The 15,960-nt window shown below is 70.2% G+C and carries 13 protein-coding genes and 1 pseudogene; 9 read left to right on the forward strand and 5 right to left on the reverse strand.

Annotated elements, in window-relative coordinates; all coding sequences use genetic code 11:
- Positions 1–70: 70 nt before the first annotated feature.
- Positions 71–715: a histidine phosphatase family protein gene (locus tag ACFYY7_RS06605; RefSeq protein ID WP_388657875.1), complete on the reverse strand. Its 645-nt coding sequence runs from the start codon at positions 713–715 to the stop codon at positions 71–73.
- A gap of 182 nt (positions 716–897) precedes the next feature.
- Here ACFYY7_RS06605 and ACFYY7_RS06610 point away from each other — a divergent pair.
- The 3 genes and pseudogenes from ACFYY7_RS06610 to ACFYY7_RS06620 all read left to right on the forward strand — a co-directional run.
- Positions 898–1,029, forward strand: a pseudogene (locus ACFYY7_RS06610) (hypothetical protein); the annotation flags it as partial.
- 67 nt (positions 1,030–1,096) lie between these two features.
- Positions 1,097–1,420: a Scr1 family TA system antitoxin-like transcriptional regulator gene (locus ACFYY7_RS06615; protein WP_388657877.1), complete on the forward strand. Its 324-nt coding sequence runs from the start codon at positions 1,097–1,099 to the stop codon at positions 1,418–1,420.
- Positions 1,417–1,614: a DUF397 domain-containing protein gene (locus tag ACFYY7_RS06620; protein ID WP_388658399.1), complete on the forward strand. Its 198-nt coding sequence runs from the start codon at positions 1,417–1,419 to the stop codon at positions 1,612–1,614. The genes ACFYY7_RS06615 and ACFYY7_RS06620 overlap by 4 nt, the downstream gene beginning before the upstream one ends.
- Positions 1,615–1,684: 70 nt before the next feature.
- Here the strand turns inward: ACFYY7_RS06620 and ACFYY7_RS06625 are convergent, their stop codons facing one another.
- Positions 1,685–4,543, reverse strand: coding sequence for a BTAD domain-containing putative transcriptional regulator (locus ACFYY7_RS06625; protein WP_388657880.1), 2,859 nt, complete (start codon positions 4,541–4,543; stop codon positions 1,685–1,687).
- 216 nt (positions 4,544–4,759) lie between these two features.
- Here ACFYY7_RS06625 and ACFYY7_RS06630 point away from each other — a divergent pair, with 216 nt between their 5' ends.
- Positions 4,760–5,539, forward strand: a complete 780-nt coding sequence (locus tag ACFYY7_RS06630) for a hypothetical protein (protein ID WP_388657883.1) — start codon at positions 4,760–4,762, stop codon at positions 5,537–5,539.
- An 84-nt stretch (positions 5,540–5,623) separates the two neighbouring features.
- Here the strand turns inward: ACFYY7_RS06630 and acnA are convergent, their stop codons facing one another.
- Entirely contained in the window at positions 5,624–8,338 is a 2,715-nt protein-coding gene (acnA, locus tag ACFYY7_RS06635) for an aconitate hydratase AcnA (protein WP_388657886.1), read from the reverse strand.
- Between the two features lie 310 nt (positions 8,339–8,648).
- On the opposite strand from acnA, the gene ACFYY7_RS06640 reads away from it, so the two are divergent.
- Complete coding sequence (locus ACFYY7_RS06640) at positions 8,649–9,614, forward strand: S1 family peptidase (RefSeq protein ID WP_388657889.1); 966 nt, start codon at positions 8,649–8,651, stop codon at positions 9,612–9,614.
- A gap of 171 nt (positions 9,615–9,785) precedes the next feature.
- Here ACFYY7_RS06640 and ACFYY7_RS06645 read toward each other — a convergent pair whose 3' ends face one another.
- Together ACFYY7_RS06645 and ACFYY7_RS06650 are read right to left on the reverse strand one after the other, a co-directional pair.
- On the reverse strand, positions 9,786–10,712 hold the full coding sequence (locus ACFYY7_RS06645; RefSeq protein WP_388657892.1) for a hypothetical protein: 927 nt from the start codon (positions 10,710–10,712) through the stop codon (positions 9,786–9,788).
- A gap of 84 nt (positions 10,713–10,796) precedes the next feature.
- A complete protein-coding gene (locus tag ACFYY7_RS06650) occupies positions 10,797–12,104 on the reverse strand; it encodes a hypothetical protein (protein WP_388657894.1) in 1,308 nt (435 codons plus the stop codon).
- Between the two features lie 213 nt (positions 12,105–12,317).
- Here ACFYY7_RS06650 and ACFYY7_RS06655 point away from each other — a divergent pair, with 213 nt between their 5' ends.
- The 4 genes from ACFYY7_RS06655 to ACFYY7_RS06670 all read left to right on the forward strand — a co-directional run bounded on the left by ACFYY7_RS06655 (position 12,318) and on the right by ACFYY7_RS06670 (position 15,921).
- The gene (locus ACFYY7_RS06655) at positions 12,318–12,842 is read left to right on the forward strand and encodes a hypothetical protein (protein WP_388657896.1); all 525 of its coding nucleotides are present in this window, start codon (positions 12,318–12,320) and stop codon (positions 12,840–12,842) included.
- Between the two features lie 26 nt (positions 12,843–12,868).
- A complete protein-coding gene (locus ACFYY7_RS06660; protein ID WP_388657899.1) occupies positions 12,869–13,528 on the forward strand; it encodes an RraA family protein in 660 nt (219 codons plus the stop codon).
- A gap of 256 nt (positions 13,529–13,784) precedes the next feature.
- On the forward strand, positions 13,785–15,314 hold the full coding sequence (locus tag ACFYY7_RS06665; protein WP_388657901.1) for a helix-turn-helix domain-containing protein: 1,530 nt from the start codon (positions 13,785–13,787) through the stop codon (positions 15,312–15,314).
- Positions 15,315–15,567: 253 nt separating this feature from the next.
- Complete coding sequence (locus ACFYY7_RS06670; RefSeq protein ID WP_388658402.1) at positions 15,568–15,921, forward strand: transposase; 354 nt, start codon at positions 15,568–15,570, stop codon at positions 15,919–15,921.
- Positions 15,922–15,960: the final 39 nt, after the last annotated feature.

Consider the following 15,960-nt stretch of genomic DNA (forward strand, 5'->3'; position numbering starts at 1 on the left):
CTGCGTCGAGACCGGCGGCCGGTACCCCTGGGCGGGGTACCGGCCGTCGGTGCGGTCAGTCCCGTTCCTCTCAGTCCTGTTTCGGGGTCTCCGGAACGGCCCGGGGGAACAAGCTCTCGGGCAATGTCACATTCCACGCGGTGATGACCGGCTTCCCGTGCTCGGTGCCGAGCCGGGAGACGGCCCCCGTGGCGAGCTGGAACAGCGTGCCCTCGGCCGGCGTCAGACCGAGGTAGCGGGCGGTGAGCACACGCAGGAAATGCGAGTGCGCGACCAGCGCGATGTCCTCGTCCTCGTCCCGCCCGGCCGCCTCCGCGACTTCGGCCAGCACCCGGTCGGCGCGCGCCCCGACCTCGGCCGGGGTTTCACCGGGGTGCGCCTCGGGTCCGGGGGCGACCCCGTCCGTCCAGAGATTCCACTCGGGGCGGGTCCGGCGGATCTCGACGGTGGTCACCCCTTCGTAGCCGCCGTAGTCCCACTCGCGCAGCTCGGGTGTGATGCGGGGCGCGGCGAGCCCGGCGAGCTCGGCGGTGCGCCGGGCGCGTACGGCGGGAGAGACGAGGGTGAGCGCGATCCGCCGGTCGGTGAGCAAGGGTGCCAGCGCACGGGCCTGCCGTTCCCCGAAGGCGGTCAGCGGCAGATCGGTGTAGCTCGTGTGCTGCCCGGACCGCGACCACTCCGTCTCGCCGTGCCGGATCAGGATCAGCTCGCCCATGATGATTCCGCTCTTTCTGTGCCGATGTCGCTCTGTGAACCCGCGGGCCCACGATCGCATTCCACCGGGTCGGCGACGGGGTGCGGCTCGCCCCCGGGTGTCGGGGCGGCGGTGGACACCTACGGGTGGCGCATTCCCCGATTCCCGGTCCAGCGCGTCCGTGCGCCGCTACATTCCGGCGTATGCCGCAGCCCAAGGATCTCGATCCGTACGCCGACGGGACGCGCGCCTACGCCACGACGTTGACCAGAGGCACGAAGCGGCGGGCGTCCGACGACGAGGTGGAACGGACGGTCAGCGCTCGCATGGAGCGCGCTCAACTCCTCAGCTGCGAAAACGAGCCGGACTTCTGGGCGATCATTCACGAGGCCGCACTTGCGTGTGCCGATCGGCGACCCGCACACCATGAGGGAGCAGCTCACTCACCTCGTCGAGACGGCTCGGGCTCATCCGCAGGCGATCGTGCAGGTCCTGCCGTTCTCCGTCGGCTTCCATCCGTTTCTCAACACCATGTCCTCGCTGATGCAGTTCACCGATGCGCCGCCCGTTGTGTACACGGAGGGCGCCTACGCGGGTCAACTCATCGAAGAGGCTGCTCTGGTGGCGCAGTATCGATCGGCATACGATCTGGCCAGGGCCGTCGCGCTGTCGCCGGAGGCGTCCCTGGCACTGATCGCCTCGGCGGCGAAGGACTACGACCGATGAACAGCACACCCGATCTCAGCCGTGCCGCCTGGCGGACCTCGTCCTACAGCAACGGAGACGGCGGAAGCTGCGTCGAGGTCGCCGACAACGTCCCCGGCTTCGTCCCCGTACGCGACACCAAGCTGACGGACAGCCCCGTCCTGCCCTTCCGTGCGTCGGTCTGGGCGGCCTTCGTGCAAGGCGTCAAGCAGTAGAGCGACAGCCTCGGCCGACGCGCCCGGCGTGAAGGGCCGGGTTCATACGGCCTGTCCGGCACCACACCGGTCAACTGCCCTCCGGTTCCGGTGGGCCGCCGAGGTCGCGCAGGAGTGCGCGGACGTGGTTCACCTCGGGGTTGAGCGCGTGGATGTCGAGGTAGATGCGGAGGGCCTCGTGCAGGGCGGCCCTGGCCGGTTCGACGGCGCCGGTCGCACAGTGGGCCTGGCTCAGGTGGACCAGCGTCTCGGCCTCGTTGTAGCGGTGATCCAGTGCGCGGTTGAGGTCCAGGCTGTGCTGGTAGCAGTCGATGGCCTTCGCGTGTTCGCCGAGGCGGTGGTAGGCGTAGCCGAGGGTGTCCCAGGTGCCGGCCCGGCCTCGTTCGTCGCCCAGTTCCCGCTGGATCACCAGCGCCTCCTGGCAGCGGCGTACCGACGCCTCGTGGTCCCCCAGCTGGGTGTGGTCCCAGGCCACGGCGTTCAGTGCGCGGGCCCGTCCGGGAAGGTTTCCGGCCGAGGTGAAGTACTCGACGGCGCTGCGGTCGTGGCGCAGCGCGGCAGCGTTGTCGCCCTCGCGCTCGTACTGCCAGCCGAGGGCGAGATGGGTGTGGGCGGCGGAGAGGGGGTCGCCGTGTCTCTCCGCGAGGGCCAGCGCGTGGGCCAGCTCCTGGTGGGCCTCCGCGAAGCGCCCGGTCTCCGTGCAGGCCCAGGCGAGCGCGCGGCGGGACTCCGCCTGGGCGGCCGGATCCCCGAGGCGGACCGCGGCGGCCAGCGCGGTGCTGTGCACGGCGGTGACGTCGACCCACCACGCCCGGCGGGCGAGGAAGGTGGTGATCGCCCAGGCCGTCCGCCATGCCTGGGCATCGTGTCCTGTGCGTACCGCGTGGTTGACGGCCGCGGTCAGCACGGTGTGCTCGCTCGCGAACCACGCCGTGGCCCGGTCGGCGTCTGTGAATTCCTCAAGGCGCGTGCCGTCCGCCGGCGTCGCCGGCGCGAGCGGATCGCGGTGCGGGAGCAGGAGCCGGTCGGCCTCGTACGCGGTGTGCGCGTAGTGGTCGAGTACGCGGGTGAGTGCCGCTTCCGCCTCCCCGGCGGGGGCGACGGCCTCCGTCATCTCCAGGGCGTACGCGCGCAGCAGGTCGTGGCAGGTGAAGCGGCCGGGGACGCGTTCCTGGACGAGGTGGTGGGCCTGGAGACGGTGCAGCCGGGTACGGAGGCGGGGAAGCGGCAGGCCGGTGAGGCTGGCGGCGGCGGGCAGGCCGATGTCCGCCCCGGGGGCCTGGGCGAACTGCCGGAAGACCCGGGCGGTTTCGGCGTCGAGCGCGAGGTAGGAGGAGGCGAAGACGATCCGCATGTCGCCGTTCGGTTCGCCGGTCTCCAGGGCGTCCAGCGGGGTCGCCGCTTCCCGGAGTTCGGCCGCCAGGGCGATCAGGGTGAGCATCGGGTCGGTGGTGAGGCGGGCGGCGAGGACGCTGATGGCGATGGGGAGACCGGCGCAGTGGCGGAGGAGTTCCGTCGCCGCCCCGGGTTCCGCGGCGATCCGGTCGGAACCGAGGCGGCGGACGAGCAGGTCGCGTGCCTCGGCGGGGTCGAGCGTCTCCAGGGTGAGCTGGGCGGCGCCGTGGGAGGCGGCAAGTCCGGGCAGCCGGTGACGGCTCGTGATCAGGACCGTACAGCTGGGGCTGCCGGGCAGCAGGGGCACCACCTGGTCGGTGTCCCGGGCGTTGTCGAGCACGATGAGCAGACGCCGGCCCGCCGTGAGGCTCCGGTACAGCGCGGCCTGGGCCTGGGGCGCGGCGGGAAGGCTCCCGGGGTCGGCGCCGAGGGCTTCCAGGAATCCGCGCATGACCGCGTACGGGTCGGCGGGTTCACCGGAGGGGGTGAAGCCCTGGAGATCCGCGAAGAGCTGGCCGTCGGGGAAGCGCTCCTGCCAGCCATGGGCCCAGCGCAGTGCCAGCGAGGTCTTGCCGACGCCGCCGGTGCCGCAGATCACCGCGATCAGCACGGTCCCGCCGTGCGGTTCGCCCTGCGGAGCCAACAGTTTGTCCAGGCCGACCAGTTCGCTGTCCCGGCCGGCCAGCAGGGGTGGCGGAGCGGGCAGTTGTCGTGGGTGTGTCGTCGTGGTCTGCGTCGTCGTGGCGGGCGCCGGGGCGGGCGCGATATCGCGGGCCGGCGGGGCGAGCCGCGGATCCGAGATCAGGATCTGCTGGTGCAGGCTCCGCAGCGGCGGTGCCGGGTCGATGCCCAGCTCCTCGACGAGACGACGGAGCAGCTCCTGGTAGTGGTTGAGGGCGTCGGCGGGGCGCCCGCCCCGGTAGAGGGCGAGCATCAGCTGTCCGGCGAGCCGTTCGTCCAGCGGGTTGTCCTCGGCGAGCGGGGCCAGCACGGTCACCAGCTCGGTGTGAATCCCGCGGCGGAGCTGGAGATCGCTCCAGTCCAGCACGGCGGCGAGGCGTTCGACCTGCGCCGCCTCGCGCCGGGAGTTGAACCACGGGGTGTCCATGCCGGGGCACAGCTCGCCCTGCCAGTTCGCGAGGGCCTCCTCGAAGAGGCGTGCCGCCGCCGGCTCGTCCCCCGCCTGCGCGGTGGCCCTGGCCCTGGCGGAGAGGGCCCGGAAGCGGTGCAGGTCGGCGTCGGTGGCGGTGACGGTCAGTACGTATCCTCCGGACCGCCGCGCGATCGGCGCCTCCTGGCCCTCGGTGCGTAACGCGTTGCGCAGCCTGGAGAGGTAGCTGTACAGCGTCGGCCGGGCGCGCTGCGGGGCGTGCTCGCCCCAGACCCGGTCCACGAGTTCGTCCGCCGTGACCACTTGGCCGGCTTCGAGCAGCAGCACGGCGAGGACGCGCTGCTGCCGTGCGGGCCCCAGGTCCAGCCGGTGGCCGTCGGCATAGGCCTCGACCCCTCCGAGCACGCGGAATTCCACGGCCACGCCACCCACCCCCCGGGCGCGATCCTAGACCGAGGCCAAGGGCTCGGAGCAGCTGTTTCAAGCTCTTTCCAAGGTTGCGACAGGGTCGCCCGAGCACGGTGATGTCCATCCCGCCGGACAGGTTCGGGGACGGGCTACCGGAGAAGACAGCGCAGCCGGCAGCCGGGGACCCACCTGTCGCGCAGCAGGACAGCAACCCGATCTCAAGGAGCAGAAATGCGTATCCGCCATGCCCTGGCGACGGCCGGCCTCGGCACCGTGCTCACCCTGGGGGTCACGACGTACCCCGCGACCGCCGTCCAGCCCGACACGGCCGGCACGGCCGCTTCGGCCAGTACGGTCAGTGCCGCCAGCGCGCTCGGAAACAAGATAGCCGCGCAGGCGCTCGGTCAGTACACCAGCAAGAACGCCGAGGTGAAGAAGCGCAAGTACGAGGGCGCGGCCAACGGCGTCAACGCCAGGAACAACTGCAACTTCTACACCGGCTTCTGGACCGACCCGCGCAACCGCCGCTTCGACGGCACGAAGGCCCCGCGCACCGGCACCAACCGCGCCACCTGCGGCACGAGCAAGGGCTACATGTACGTCAAGGGCACCAAGACCTGGACGCCCGTGAAGTGGAAGTCCCGCGCCTGGTGCTCCGACTTCGCGAAGTACACCTGGTACTGGGGCGGCGCGAAGGTGACGGGGATCAACGCGGCGGCCGCTTCCTTCCGCAGCTACGGACGCACCAACCACACCTGGCACACCCGCGCCGAGGTGGCAAGGAAGAAGAACCCCTACGTACCGAAGAAGGGCGATGTCGTCAGCTACGACTGGAACAGGGACGGCGTCATCGACCACGTCGGTGTCCTCACCGCGTACAGCACCAAGTACAAGGCGTACTTCTCGGTCGAGGGCAACTCCAGCGAGAAGCTCAACTACAAGAACACCAAGCAGTCGGCGGTGTCGAAGTACGTCGTCGGCTACACCTCGCCCAAGTCGCTCCGACGGTGACCGCGCGACGGTGAGCCGGTACGGGAAAGGGCCGCACCCCTTCGTCAATGCGAAGAGGTGCGGCCCGGTGTCCCGCCGGATCTGCTACTTGCGGATCAGGCTGCGGAGCACGTACTGCATGATGCCGCCGTTGCGGTAGTAGTCCGCCTCACCGGGGGTGTCGATGCGGACGACCGCGTCGAACTCCACACCGGTGTCGGTGGTCACCTTGACGGTGCGCGGCGTGGTGCCGTTGTTCAGCTCGGTCACACCGGTGAAGGAGAAGGTCTCCTCGCCGGTGAGGCCGAGGGCCTCGGCGCTCGCGCCCTCCGGGAACTGGAGCGGGAGGACGCCCATGCCGATGAGGTTCGAGCGGTGGATGCGCTCGTAGGACTCGGCGATGACGGCCTTGACGCCGAGGAGCGCGGTGCCCTTGGCGGCCCAGTCGCGGGACGAGCCGGAGCCGTACTCCTTGCCCGCCAGGATGACCAGCGGGGTGCCGGCGGCCTGGTAGTTCTGCGAGGCGTCGTAGATGAACGACACCGGGGCGTCCGCCTGGGTGAAGTCGCGGGTGAAGCCGCCCTCGGTGCCCGGGGCGATCTGGTTGCGCAGGCGGATGTTGGCGAACGTGCCGCGGATCATGACCTCGTGGTTGCCTCGGCGCGAGCCGTAGGAGTTGAAGTCACGGCGCTCGACGCCGTGCTCCGTGAGGTACTTGCCGGCCGGGGTGTCGGCCTTGATCGCACCGGCCGGGGAGATGTGGTCGGTGGTGACCGAGTCGCCCAGCTTGGCGAGCACCCGGGCGCCGGTGATGTCGGCGACCGGGGTCGTCTCCATCGTCATGCCCTCGAAGTACGGGGGCTTGCGCACGTAGGTGGACTGCGGGTCCCACTCGAAGGTGTTGCCGGTGGGGATCGCCAGCGCCTGCCACTGGGCGTCGCCCGCGAAGACGTCCTGGTAGGACTTGTTGAACATGTCCTCGCCGATGGCGTTGGCGACGACGTCGTTCACCTCGGCCTCGGAGGGCCAGATGTCGGCGAGGTAGACCGGCTTGCCGTCCTGGTCGATGCCCAGGGCGTCCTTGGTGATGTCCACCTTCATCGAACCGGCGATGGCGTACGCGACGACCAGCGGCGGGGACGCCAGGTAGTTCATCTTGACGTCGGGGTTGATCCGGCCCTCGAAGTTACGGTTGCCGGAGAGCACCGAGGTCACGGCCAGGTCGTGCTCGTTGACCGCCTTGGAGACCTCCTCCGGCAGCGGGCCGGAGTTGCCGATGCAGGTGGTGCAGCCGTAGCCGACGAGGTTGAAGCCGACCTTGTCGAGGTACGGGGTGAGGCCCGCCTTGTCGAAGTAGTCGGTGACGACCTTCGAGCCCGGGGCGAGGGTGGTCTTGACCCACGGCTTGCGGGTCAGGCCCTTCTCGACCGCCTTCTTCGCCACGAGCGCCGCGGCGACCATGACGTACGGGTTCGAGGTGTTGGTGCAGGAGGTGATCGCGGCGACGGTGACGGCGCCGTGGTCGATCTCGTACGTCGTGCCGTCGGGGGCCGTGACCGTGGTCGGGTTCGACGGGACGCCGTTGTGGGCGGCCGGGGAGTCGGAGGCCGGGAAGGACTCCTTGCCCGACTCCTCGTCGTCCGAGACGTAGTTGCGCACGTCCTGGGCGAACTGCTCCTTGGCGTTCGCCAGGATGATGCGGTCCTGCGGGCGCTTCGGGCCGGCGATCGACGGGACGACCGTCGACAGGTCCAGCTCCAGCTTCTCGGAGAAGTCCGGCTCGGCGGCCGGGTCGAGCCAGAGGCCCTGCTCCTTGGCGTACGCCTCGACGAGCGCGACCTGCTGCTCGGCGCGGCCGGTCAGGCGCAGGTACTTCAGCGTCTCGTCGTCGATCGGGAAGATCGCGGCGGTGGAGCCGAACTCCGGCGACATGTTGCCGATGGTGGCGCGGTTGGCGAGCGAGGTGGCGGCAACGCCCTCACCGTAGAACTCGACGAACTTGCCGACGACACCGTGCTTGCGGAGCATCTCGGTGATGGTCAGCACCAGGTCGGTGGCGGTGGTGCCGGCCGGGAGCTCGCCGGTCAGCTTGAAGCCGACGACGCGCGGGATGAGCATGGAGACCGGCTGGCCGAGCATCGCGGCCTCGGCCTCGATGCCGCCGACGCCCCAGCCCAGCACGCCGAGGCCGTTGACCATGGTGGTGTGCGAGTCGGTGCCGACGAGGGTGTCGGGGTACGCCTGGCCACCCCGGACCATGACCGTACGGGCCAGGTGCTCGATGTTGACCTGGTGGACGATGCCGGTGCCCGGGGGGACGACCTTGAACTCGTCGAAGGCGGTCTGGCCCCAGCGCAGGAACTGGTAGCGCTCCTTGTTGCGGCCGTACTCCAGCTCGACGTTCTGCGCGAACGCGTCGTTGGTGCCGAACTTGTCGGCGATGACGGAGTGGTCGATGACCAGCTCGGCCGGGGCGAGGGGGTTGATCTTGGCCGGGTCGCCGCCCAGCTCCTTGACGGCCTCACGCATGGTGGCGAGGTCCACGACACACGGCACACCGGTGAAGTCCTGCATGATCACGCGGGCCGGCGTGAACTGGATCTCCTGGCTGGGCTGGGCCTGGGAGTCCCAGCCGCCGAGGGCCCGGATGTGGTCGGCGGTGATGTTCGCGCCGTCCTCGGTGCGGAGCAGGTTCTCCAGCAGCACCTTCAGGCTGTAAGGGAGGCGCGCGGAGCCCTCGACCTTGTCCAGCTTGAAGATCTCGTACGACTCGTCGCCCACGCGCAGCGTGCTGCGGGCGTCGAAGCTGTTCGCCGACACGACAGTCTCCTTCATCAATGTGCGCGTACTCCGCGCCACGCCTCGATACGGCGGGCGCCGCGTGGTGCCGCCTACGGCCCCTCGCCCATCCGCTAAGGTAAGGCTTAGTTAGGTAACCCTTACCGACTGGCGGACTGCGGTGCGCCTTCGGCATATATCTCGATGTCGAGATAACTCTAGTACATCACCGCCGCACGGTCATGCGGGGGCTGACCACAGCATCGGGTGGCTGGTTGTCCGGATGGTCCGGCAGGCCTCGGATGACGAGGCTGAATGCATACCGGATCCACCAAGCAAAAGGGAACCACCTGTGTTCAGCTCCAAGTCGCCGCGCCGCCGTACCGCCCGCACCGCCGCCGTCGGCGCTCTCGCCGCCGCGGCCTGCGCCACCGTCCTGGCCGGCAGCGCCGCAGCCATCGTCAACGGGTCGGACTCCACCGAGAGCTACCCGTTCATGGCGACCATCCCTGAGTCGGCCCCGGACCAGGGTCTGATCGACGGGAACTGCGGGGCGTCGCTGATCGATCGGCAGTGGGTGCTGACGGCGGCCCACTGCCTGAGGGTCGAGGGCATCAAGCTGGACGGCATCGTGCGCGTCGGCAGCGACCACCGCAAGTCCGGCGGCACCGTCCGGAAGATCGACCGGACCTTCGTCCACCCCGGCTACGTGAACGGCGACAACAAGGCCGCCAACAAGAACGACATCGCGCTGATACGCCTGGACCGCCCGGTCGCCCAGCAACCCATCAAGATCGCCGAGCAGGCAGGACGGCCCGGCACGCCGACCCGGCTCCTGGGCTTCGGCACCACCGTCGACACCGAGTTCAGGTTCCCGGACCGGCTGCAGGAACTGAACACCCGCAGGGGCGCCGAATCCGAGTGCGCGCCCGGCTACGCGGACCGGACCCGGCTGTGCACGATCACCACCGTGCCCGAGGCCATGGCGTGCTTCGGGGACTCCGGCGGACCGCAGCTCCAGAAGGGCCGGGACGGCCGCTGGGAACTGATCGGCGTCACCTCGGGGCCCGGCACCCCGGGTGTGCCGTGCTCGCAGGGCCCTGGCCTCTACACCAGCGCGCCCGCCTACGCGGACTGGATCGACAGGACCATGAAGAACAACAGCGCCCGGCCGGCCGCGGACAGGGACTCCGTCCTTGCCGAGACCGGCACGAACGACAGCACCGCGGCGATCGCCGGTGTGGCCGCCGCGCTGATCGTCGCGGGTGGCGGCACCACCATCGCAGTGCGCCACCTCAGGGCCCGCCGCGCCGCCTGAGCAGAACCGGCGCCGCGCAGGGGCGGCACGAGTGCGACGGGGGGCGGCTCTCCCTCGGCAGGGAGTGCCGCCCCCGTCGTACTCGAACTCACTCGCACCGTGACACGGCCCGCGCGATTCCCGGCGGAGGCCGAGCACGGGACCGCTGCCGGAGTCCGGAGCGGACTGGGCTCAGAGTCTGTGGTCGATCTTCTTCTCCCGCATCAGCTCCCCCAGCTCCGCGTCCGACAGCGGGTGCAGAGTGTCCAGGAGACGGCGCAGCCCGGTTTCGTCGAGGGTCTGGCTGGCGACCTGTGCCTCCGCCTTCCCGTGGCGGCGGACAAGGGTGACGTCGCGGGTGCCGTCGGGAAATTCGCGGACCATGACCATCTCCCGGTTCGCGTCCACCGTGCAGGTGACGCCCTTCTCCGCGGGTTCGGGGCATCGGGCCTCCGGCGCGTACGACGAGCGCACGACGAGGCTCACGTACCCCGGCTCGTACCCCTCCCGGACGGGACGGTAGTCGACGACGAAGGTGGCCGGGCCGAGCTCCGCGCGGGAGACCTGCATGCCCGGCGGTGCAGCGCCCAGGTACAGCAGCTCCGGCTTCTCCCGGTACCGCGCGATCTCCGCGTCGTGCTGACGCTGCTGCGACTGCGCCGGACCGACGAAGCCCCCGTAGACCACCCCGGCCGCCAGCACCATCAGCGCCCCCGACCGCACCCACCGGCCCGGCACGAAGAGCGCCGCGGCCACGGCGTACGGCACCCCCGTCAGCGCGATCCGGGTACCGGCGCTCCCCAGGTCGACGTCCCCGCTGTAGGCGGCCAGACCCGACAGGACGCCGAGCGTGCCGAGGACGAAGACCAGTACCGCCCAGCCCAACCGCCGCGGCACGGAACCGCACAGCGGCACCACGTCCTTCACCAGCAGGCCCGCCACGGCCAGCAGGACCACCACCATCGGCGCGCCCAGTGCCAGGACCGGCACCGTCGCACCGGCCCCGCCGCCCCAGGCCGCCGCCACCAGCCCGAAGCCGAGCGCCGGCACCGCGGTCGCCGTGATCGCCCAGACCACAAAGAGGTGCAGGGCCGTGAGCGCCCCTCTGCCACTCGTCATACCGCGGAGCCGGTCAACCGGTGCCCGGACGCACATGAGTACCCGTACTCAGTGGACTGATCCGCCGCCCGGCCGGGCGGCGGATCAGTCCGTCCGGCGCGGCATTTGGTCGTCCACGTGGTCCGGGCTGAATCCGAGCCGTTCAGCGAGGGCCCGGTAGCGGTCGCGCCGGGCCTCGGGGACGGGAACATCGTGCGTGAAGAGGATCTGGAGGAGGAGGCGGAAGCCCAGGTCCGGGTCCACCGTGGTGACCACGTCCTCCAGCACGCGCGCCACGTCCCGCACCTCGGCCACGTCGGTGCGCGCCGCCTCGCGGACCTCGCGCAGCACGGCCCCGGCCAGATCGGTCCGGGCGGGTGACAGGTACGGCACGTAGACGGGGTCGGCCTCCTTCAGCCGTTCCCGGCATGCCCGAGCCACCCGCTCCAGCCAGGCCCGCGTGTCGGCATCGAACCCCTCGTCGGCGTCGAACGCCGCATCGACGTACAACCGTCGCGAGGCGGTCCGCCACAGTGCGGTGACCGCCTCGTCGGACAGCGCGGAGTCCAGCAGCCGCCGTACATCCTCCAGAAGCACCGCCGCGTACGAACCCGGGGCGGAGACCGCGTCGCTGCCGACCAGGCTCCGGATGTTCTCCGCAACGGTGCCCTGGTACTTCCAGTCCGTGCCGTGGAACACGCTCGCGAGCACCGGCAGCCCGAAGCGCCCGAGGTCGAAGTCGCGCCGGCCGGGGTCGACGGGGGGCCAGCGCACGTTCAGCCCGTCGTGGACGGCGACCAGGGGGTGGGCCAGCAGCTCGCCGATCCCCAGCAGCCGGTCGTACGCCTCCTTGCCGATCGGTACGGAGTACGCCTTCGCGGCACGAAGGAACAGCCGGAACCCGAGGTCGGCGTCCGCCTCGCGCACGACCCGCAGGAGCGCCGGGACGATGTCCGGGACCGCGACGGCGCGTCGGAGCGCGGCCGCGGCCGACTCGATCTCCGCCGCCACGGTCCCGCGCAGCTCCTCCTCCGGCACCGCCGGCCGCGCCTCGTCGAGGACCTCCGCCTCGGCCATTTCCCGCTCCTGCGTGAACGGCGGGCAGACCTCCGCGACCCGGCGCAACCAGCAGCGGATGCCGGTGCCCTCGTCGGCCGGGTCGAAGCACCGGCGCACGGCGGCCAGCCACACGGCGTGGAGCACCTCGTCCGGCAGCGGGGAGTCCAGCAGGAGCCGGACGTCCCTGCCGAGCTGGTAGTCCTCGTCGTCCGCCTGCGCCCCGGCGAGGGCGAGCACCACCGGTACGTCGGTGCGGAGCGTCGTACGCGAGCACAGAGTGCCGGCGAAGCTGCTGAGCCCGAAGTCCTGCGCGTAGTCGAAGTAGTACAGCTCGCGCATCCGCTCCGTCGACAACTCCGGCCGCCCTCCCCCGTGTCGGCGACACCGATCCCCCGGCGCCGAAATGACCTGCGCGCACCGCGGATCGGACAGGACCCACCACGCGCGGCACCCACCTTAGACACGGTGCTCACAAACGGGACAAGGCATCAGGAATGCCGAGTGACGCAGGTCATGGCCGGAGTGGGCCCGGCGGCCGATGTCAGATGCCGCGACTACGGTTTCGCCATGCCAGTCCCCGCGATCATCCCCATAGCCCACGAGCCGGACTACCGGACCGACACCATCGGGCGGTACGCAGACGGGCAGTTCCTGGCCTCGGTCACCTACGCCTTCCCGGACGGGTACACGGTCGGCGACGACTGGGAGGAGCACAAGCGGCTCTATGTCGTTCTGCACCGGTTCGACCACGAGGGCCGGCACGTCGATTCGGACATCTGGTACGCGGGAACGCAGGCCGAGCAGCGACAACTCCCCGCCGGCGACGGCTCCGTCATGGCGCGGGCGGAGGCGCGGATGACGGCGCTCCTCGACGGCCTTCCCGAGCGCGAGTACGGAGACATCGCGATCCGGCCCTTCCGGCTGACGGTCGACGGCGTGCTCTTCGGGCTGGTCATCGAGCGCCACGACGACGGGAACGTGGACGGGGAAGACGGGGAAGACGGCGAGGGCGAGGGCGAGGACGACCGGGCCGAACTCCACCCCGACCGGCTCGGCTTCTACGCTCCATGGGACGGCCAGTACGACACCTGACGTGTGGACCCGGGCGACGGAGGAACATGAACGGCATCAGTGAATTCCAGAAGTTCGAGGAGTCCAGGGAGTCCAGGGAGTTCGAGGACACCTCCCCGACCACCCTCGCCGACCTCCTGGGGCGCGGGCAGGTCATGGACATCGGCATCCGCCCGCTGTGGCCCTCGGTCCCACGGGTCGCCGGCCCGGCGTTCACCGTGCGGTGCCCTCCGGGCGACAACCTCATGCTCCACGCAGCCATTCACCGCGCGGAGCCCGGCAGCGTCATCGTCGTCGAGTCCGGCGACGTGGACTACGCGCTGGCCGGCGGGAACGTCTGTGCCGTCGCCCGGCGCCGGGGCATCGCGGCGTTCGTGGCCGACGGTGTGATCCGTGATCTCGCCGAGGTGCGCGAGATGGGGTTTCCCGTCTTCGCCAGGGGCGTGATCCCCATTCCCGGTACCAAGAAGGCGGTCGGGCCGCTCAACGGCCCCGTGCGGTGCGGCGGTGTGGACGTGGAAGCCGGTGACATCGTGGTGGCGGACGAGGAAGGCATCGTGGTCGTTCCCCGCGCCCGGCGCGAGCAGGTGCTCCGCGACGCCCGCGCGAAGGTGGCCGAGGAGGCCGGCGAATCCCTTGACGCGTGGGAGGCCGCGCACCGCGCCCGCATCGACGACATCCTGCGCGACAACGGCTTCGAGGACTGACCGCCGGAAGCCGACGGCCGGTCTCCGGGCGCTCCCGGAGGCCGGTGCCAGGCAGTCCGGCCGCCCCGTCCCCCGTACGGACGCGCACCGCACGCGGACGCGGTGGTCCGGACGCAACATGGAACGCACGGCGCGCACCGGATGCGGGCGGTCCATACCGGCCCGACCTGCAACTGCCGTGCCGACACGCCCGAGAATCACCCGAACACCACACCCCGGCACAGGCCTCATCTCATATCTGAGATAGCCTTTCGCCATGTCAGACGATTACCTCGTACGCATCGGCAAGCTCATCCGTGACGCACGTCAGCATCGGGGCTGGACACAGAGTCAGCTCGCCGAGGCGCTCGCCACCAGCCAGAGCGCCGTGAACCGCATCGAGCGCGGCAATCAAAACATCAGTCTTGAGATGATCGCGCGCATCGGTGAGGCACTCGACAGCGAGATCGTGTCGCTCGGCTACGCCGGGCCCATGCACCTGCGGGTGGTCGGCGGCCGCCGGCTCTCGGGCTCCATCGACGTCAAGACGAGCAAGAACGCGTGCGTGGCACTCCTCTGCGCCTCGCTGCTCAACAAGGGCCGCACGGTGCTGCGCAGGGTGGCCCGGATCGAGGAGGTCTACCGCCTCCTGGAGGTGCTGAACTCCATAGGCGTGCGGACCCGGTGGATCAACGAGGGAACCGATCTGGAGATCGTCCCGCCCGCCCGGCTCGACATGGACGCCATCGACGCGGACGCCGCCCGCCGGACCCGTTCCATCATCATGTTCCTCGGCCCGCTGCTGCACCGCATGGACCGGTTCAAGCTCCCGTACGCGGGCGGCTGCGACCTCGGTACGCGGACCATCGAGCCGCACATGATCGCACTGCGCCGCTTCGGTCTGGAGATCGCCGCGACCGAGGGCATCTACCACGCCCAGGTCGACCACTCGGTCACCCCCGGCCGCCCCATCGTGCTGACCGAGCGCGGCGACACCGTGACCGAGAACGCGCTGCTGGCCGCCGCCCGGCACGACGGCAGGACCGTCATCCGCAACGCCTCCTCCAACTACATGGTCCAGGACCTCTGCTTCTTCCTGGAGGCCCTTGGTATACGCGTGGACGGCATCGGTACGACCACACTGACCGTCCACGGGGCTCCGCACATAGACGTGGACGTCGACTACTCCCCCTCCGAGGACCCGGTCGAGGCGATGAGCCTCCTCGCCGCCGCCGTGGTGACGGAGTCCGAACTGACGATCCGCCGGGTGCCGATCGAGTTCCTGGAGATCGAACTCGCGGTGCTGGAAGAAATGGGCGTCGACTGCGACCGTACGACGGAGTACGCCGCCGACAACGGCCGCACCCGCCTGGTCGACCTCACGGTCCGGCCCTCCAAGCTGGAGGCCCCGATCGACAAGATCCACCCCATGCCGTTCCCAGGGCTCAACATCGACAACGTGCCCTTCTTCGCGGCGATCGCCGCCTCGGCCCAGGGCCAGACCCTCATCCACGACTGGGTCTACGACAACCGGGCCATCTACCTCACCGACCTGAACCGCCTAGGCGGCAGGCTCCAACTCCTGGACCCCCACCGGGTACTGGTCGAGGGCCCGACCCGGTGGCGCGCCGCCGAGATGATGTGCCCGCCGGCACTGCGGCCCGCCGTGGTGGTGCTGCTCGCCATGATGGCGGCGGAAGGCACGTCCGTACTGCGCAACGTGTATGTCATCAACCGCGGTTACGAGGAGCTGGCAGAGCGGCTCAACTCCGTGGGCGCGCAGATCGAGATCTTCCGGGACATCTGACCGGTGGGGTGTCGTGCCCCTTGGGAGCAAGGGGCACGACACCCCAACATGCCAGCTGACCTGCGGATACCCACCTTCCCGGCCCTCCACTGATCACCGTTGTTTTTCAACACCTTGTGCAACGCACGTGCAAAATGATCTCGCATGACTGACGCCACATCGGCTATGCCTGAGCACCCGTCAGCCTTCACGGAGGGATATCGCCGAAGTGGCCTCGCAACGTCCGATGTCGGTCGTGTCACGCCGACCGCGTCTGGTCGACCATCGGCGCCCACCGCGCCCCGGGCTTACTCAGCGGCAACGGCTGCGACCGTTCCTGCCGACCAACAACGGACGTTGTGGCCGGCGAAGGGATCACCGGCAGGTGATCGACGGGATTTTGCACCGGGTGCGTACCGGAGCGCAGTGGCGTGATCTGTCCGAACGGTTCGGGCCGTGGAAGAGATGTGGCTACGCGACCAACAACCGGCGAAGGCCACGAAACGTGGCCTACAGCGCCAAGTTCGCCTCAGCTTCTTCGGCTGTCCGTCACCAGTTCCGATGGTCCTCCACGAGGTTGGCGATGAGCGCGAGCAGCGCGTCGGCCCGGGAACGGTCCTCGTGCTGAGTGCGCAGGGCCTGGTCGGCGGCCCTGAGCCGGGCCAGG

The sequence above is a fragment of the Streptomyces sp. NPDC001933 genome (genome assembly GCF_042890955.1).
In the GTDB taxonomy this organism is placed as follows: domain Bacteria; phylum Actinomycetota; class Actinomycetes; order Streptomycetales; family Streptomycetaceae; genus Streptomyces.

Bases quoted from the DNA above. Each gene is read 5' to 3' on its own strand.
- ACFYY7_RS06605 (WP_388657875.1), bottom strand. From the start codon at position 715: ATGGGCGAGCTGATCCTGATCCGGCACGGCGAGACGGAGTGGTCGCGG.
- ACFYY7_RS06620 (WP_388658399.1), top strand. From the start codon at position 1,417: ATGAACAGCACACCCGATCTCAGCCGTGCCGCCTGGCGGACCTCGTCC.
- ACFYY7_RS06630 (WP_388657883.1), top strand. From the start codon at position 4,760: ATGCGTATCCGCCATGCCCTGGCGACGGCCGGCCTCGGCACCGTGCTC.
- ACFYY7_RS06645 (WP_388657892.1), bottom strand. From the start codon at position 10,712: ATGACGAGTGGCAGAGGGGCGCTCACGGCCCTGCACCTCTTTGTGGTC.
- ACFYY7_RS06655 (WP_388657896.1), top strand. From the start codon at position 12,318: ATGCCAGTCCCCGCGATCATCCCCATAGCCCACGAGCCGGACTACCGG.
- ACFYY7_RS06660 (WP_388657899.1), top strand. From the start codon at position 12,869: ATGAACGGCATCAGTGAATTCCAGAAGTTCGAGGAGTCCAGGGAGTCC.
- ACFYY7_RS06665 (WP_388657901.1), top strand. From the start codon at position 13,785: ATGTCAGACGATTACCTCGTACGCATCGGCAAGCTCATCCGTGACGCA.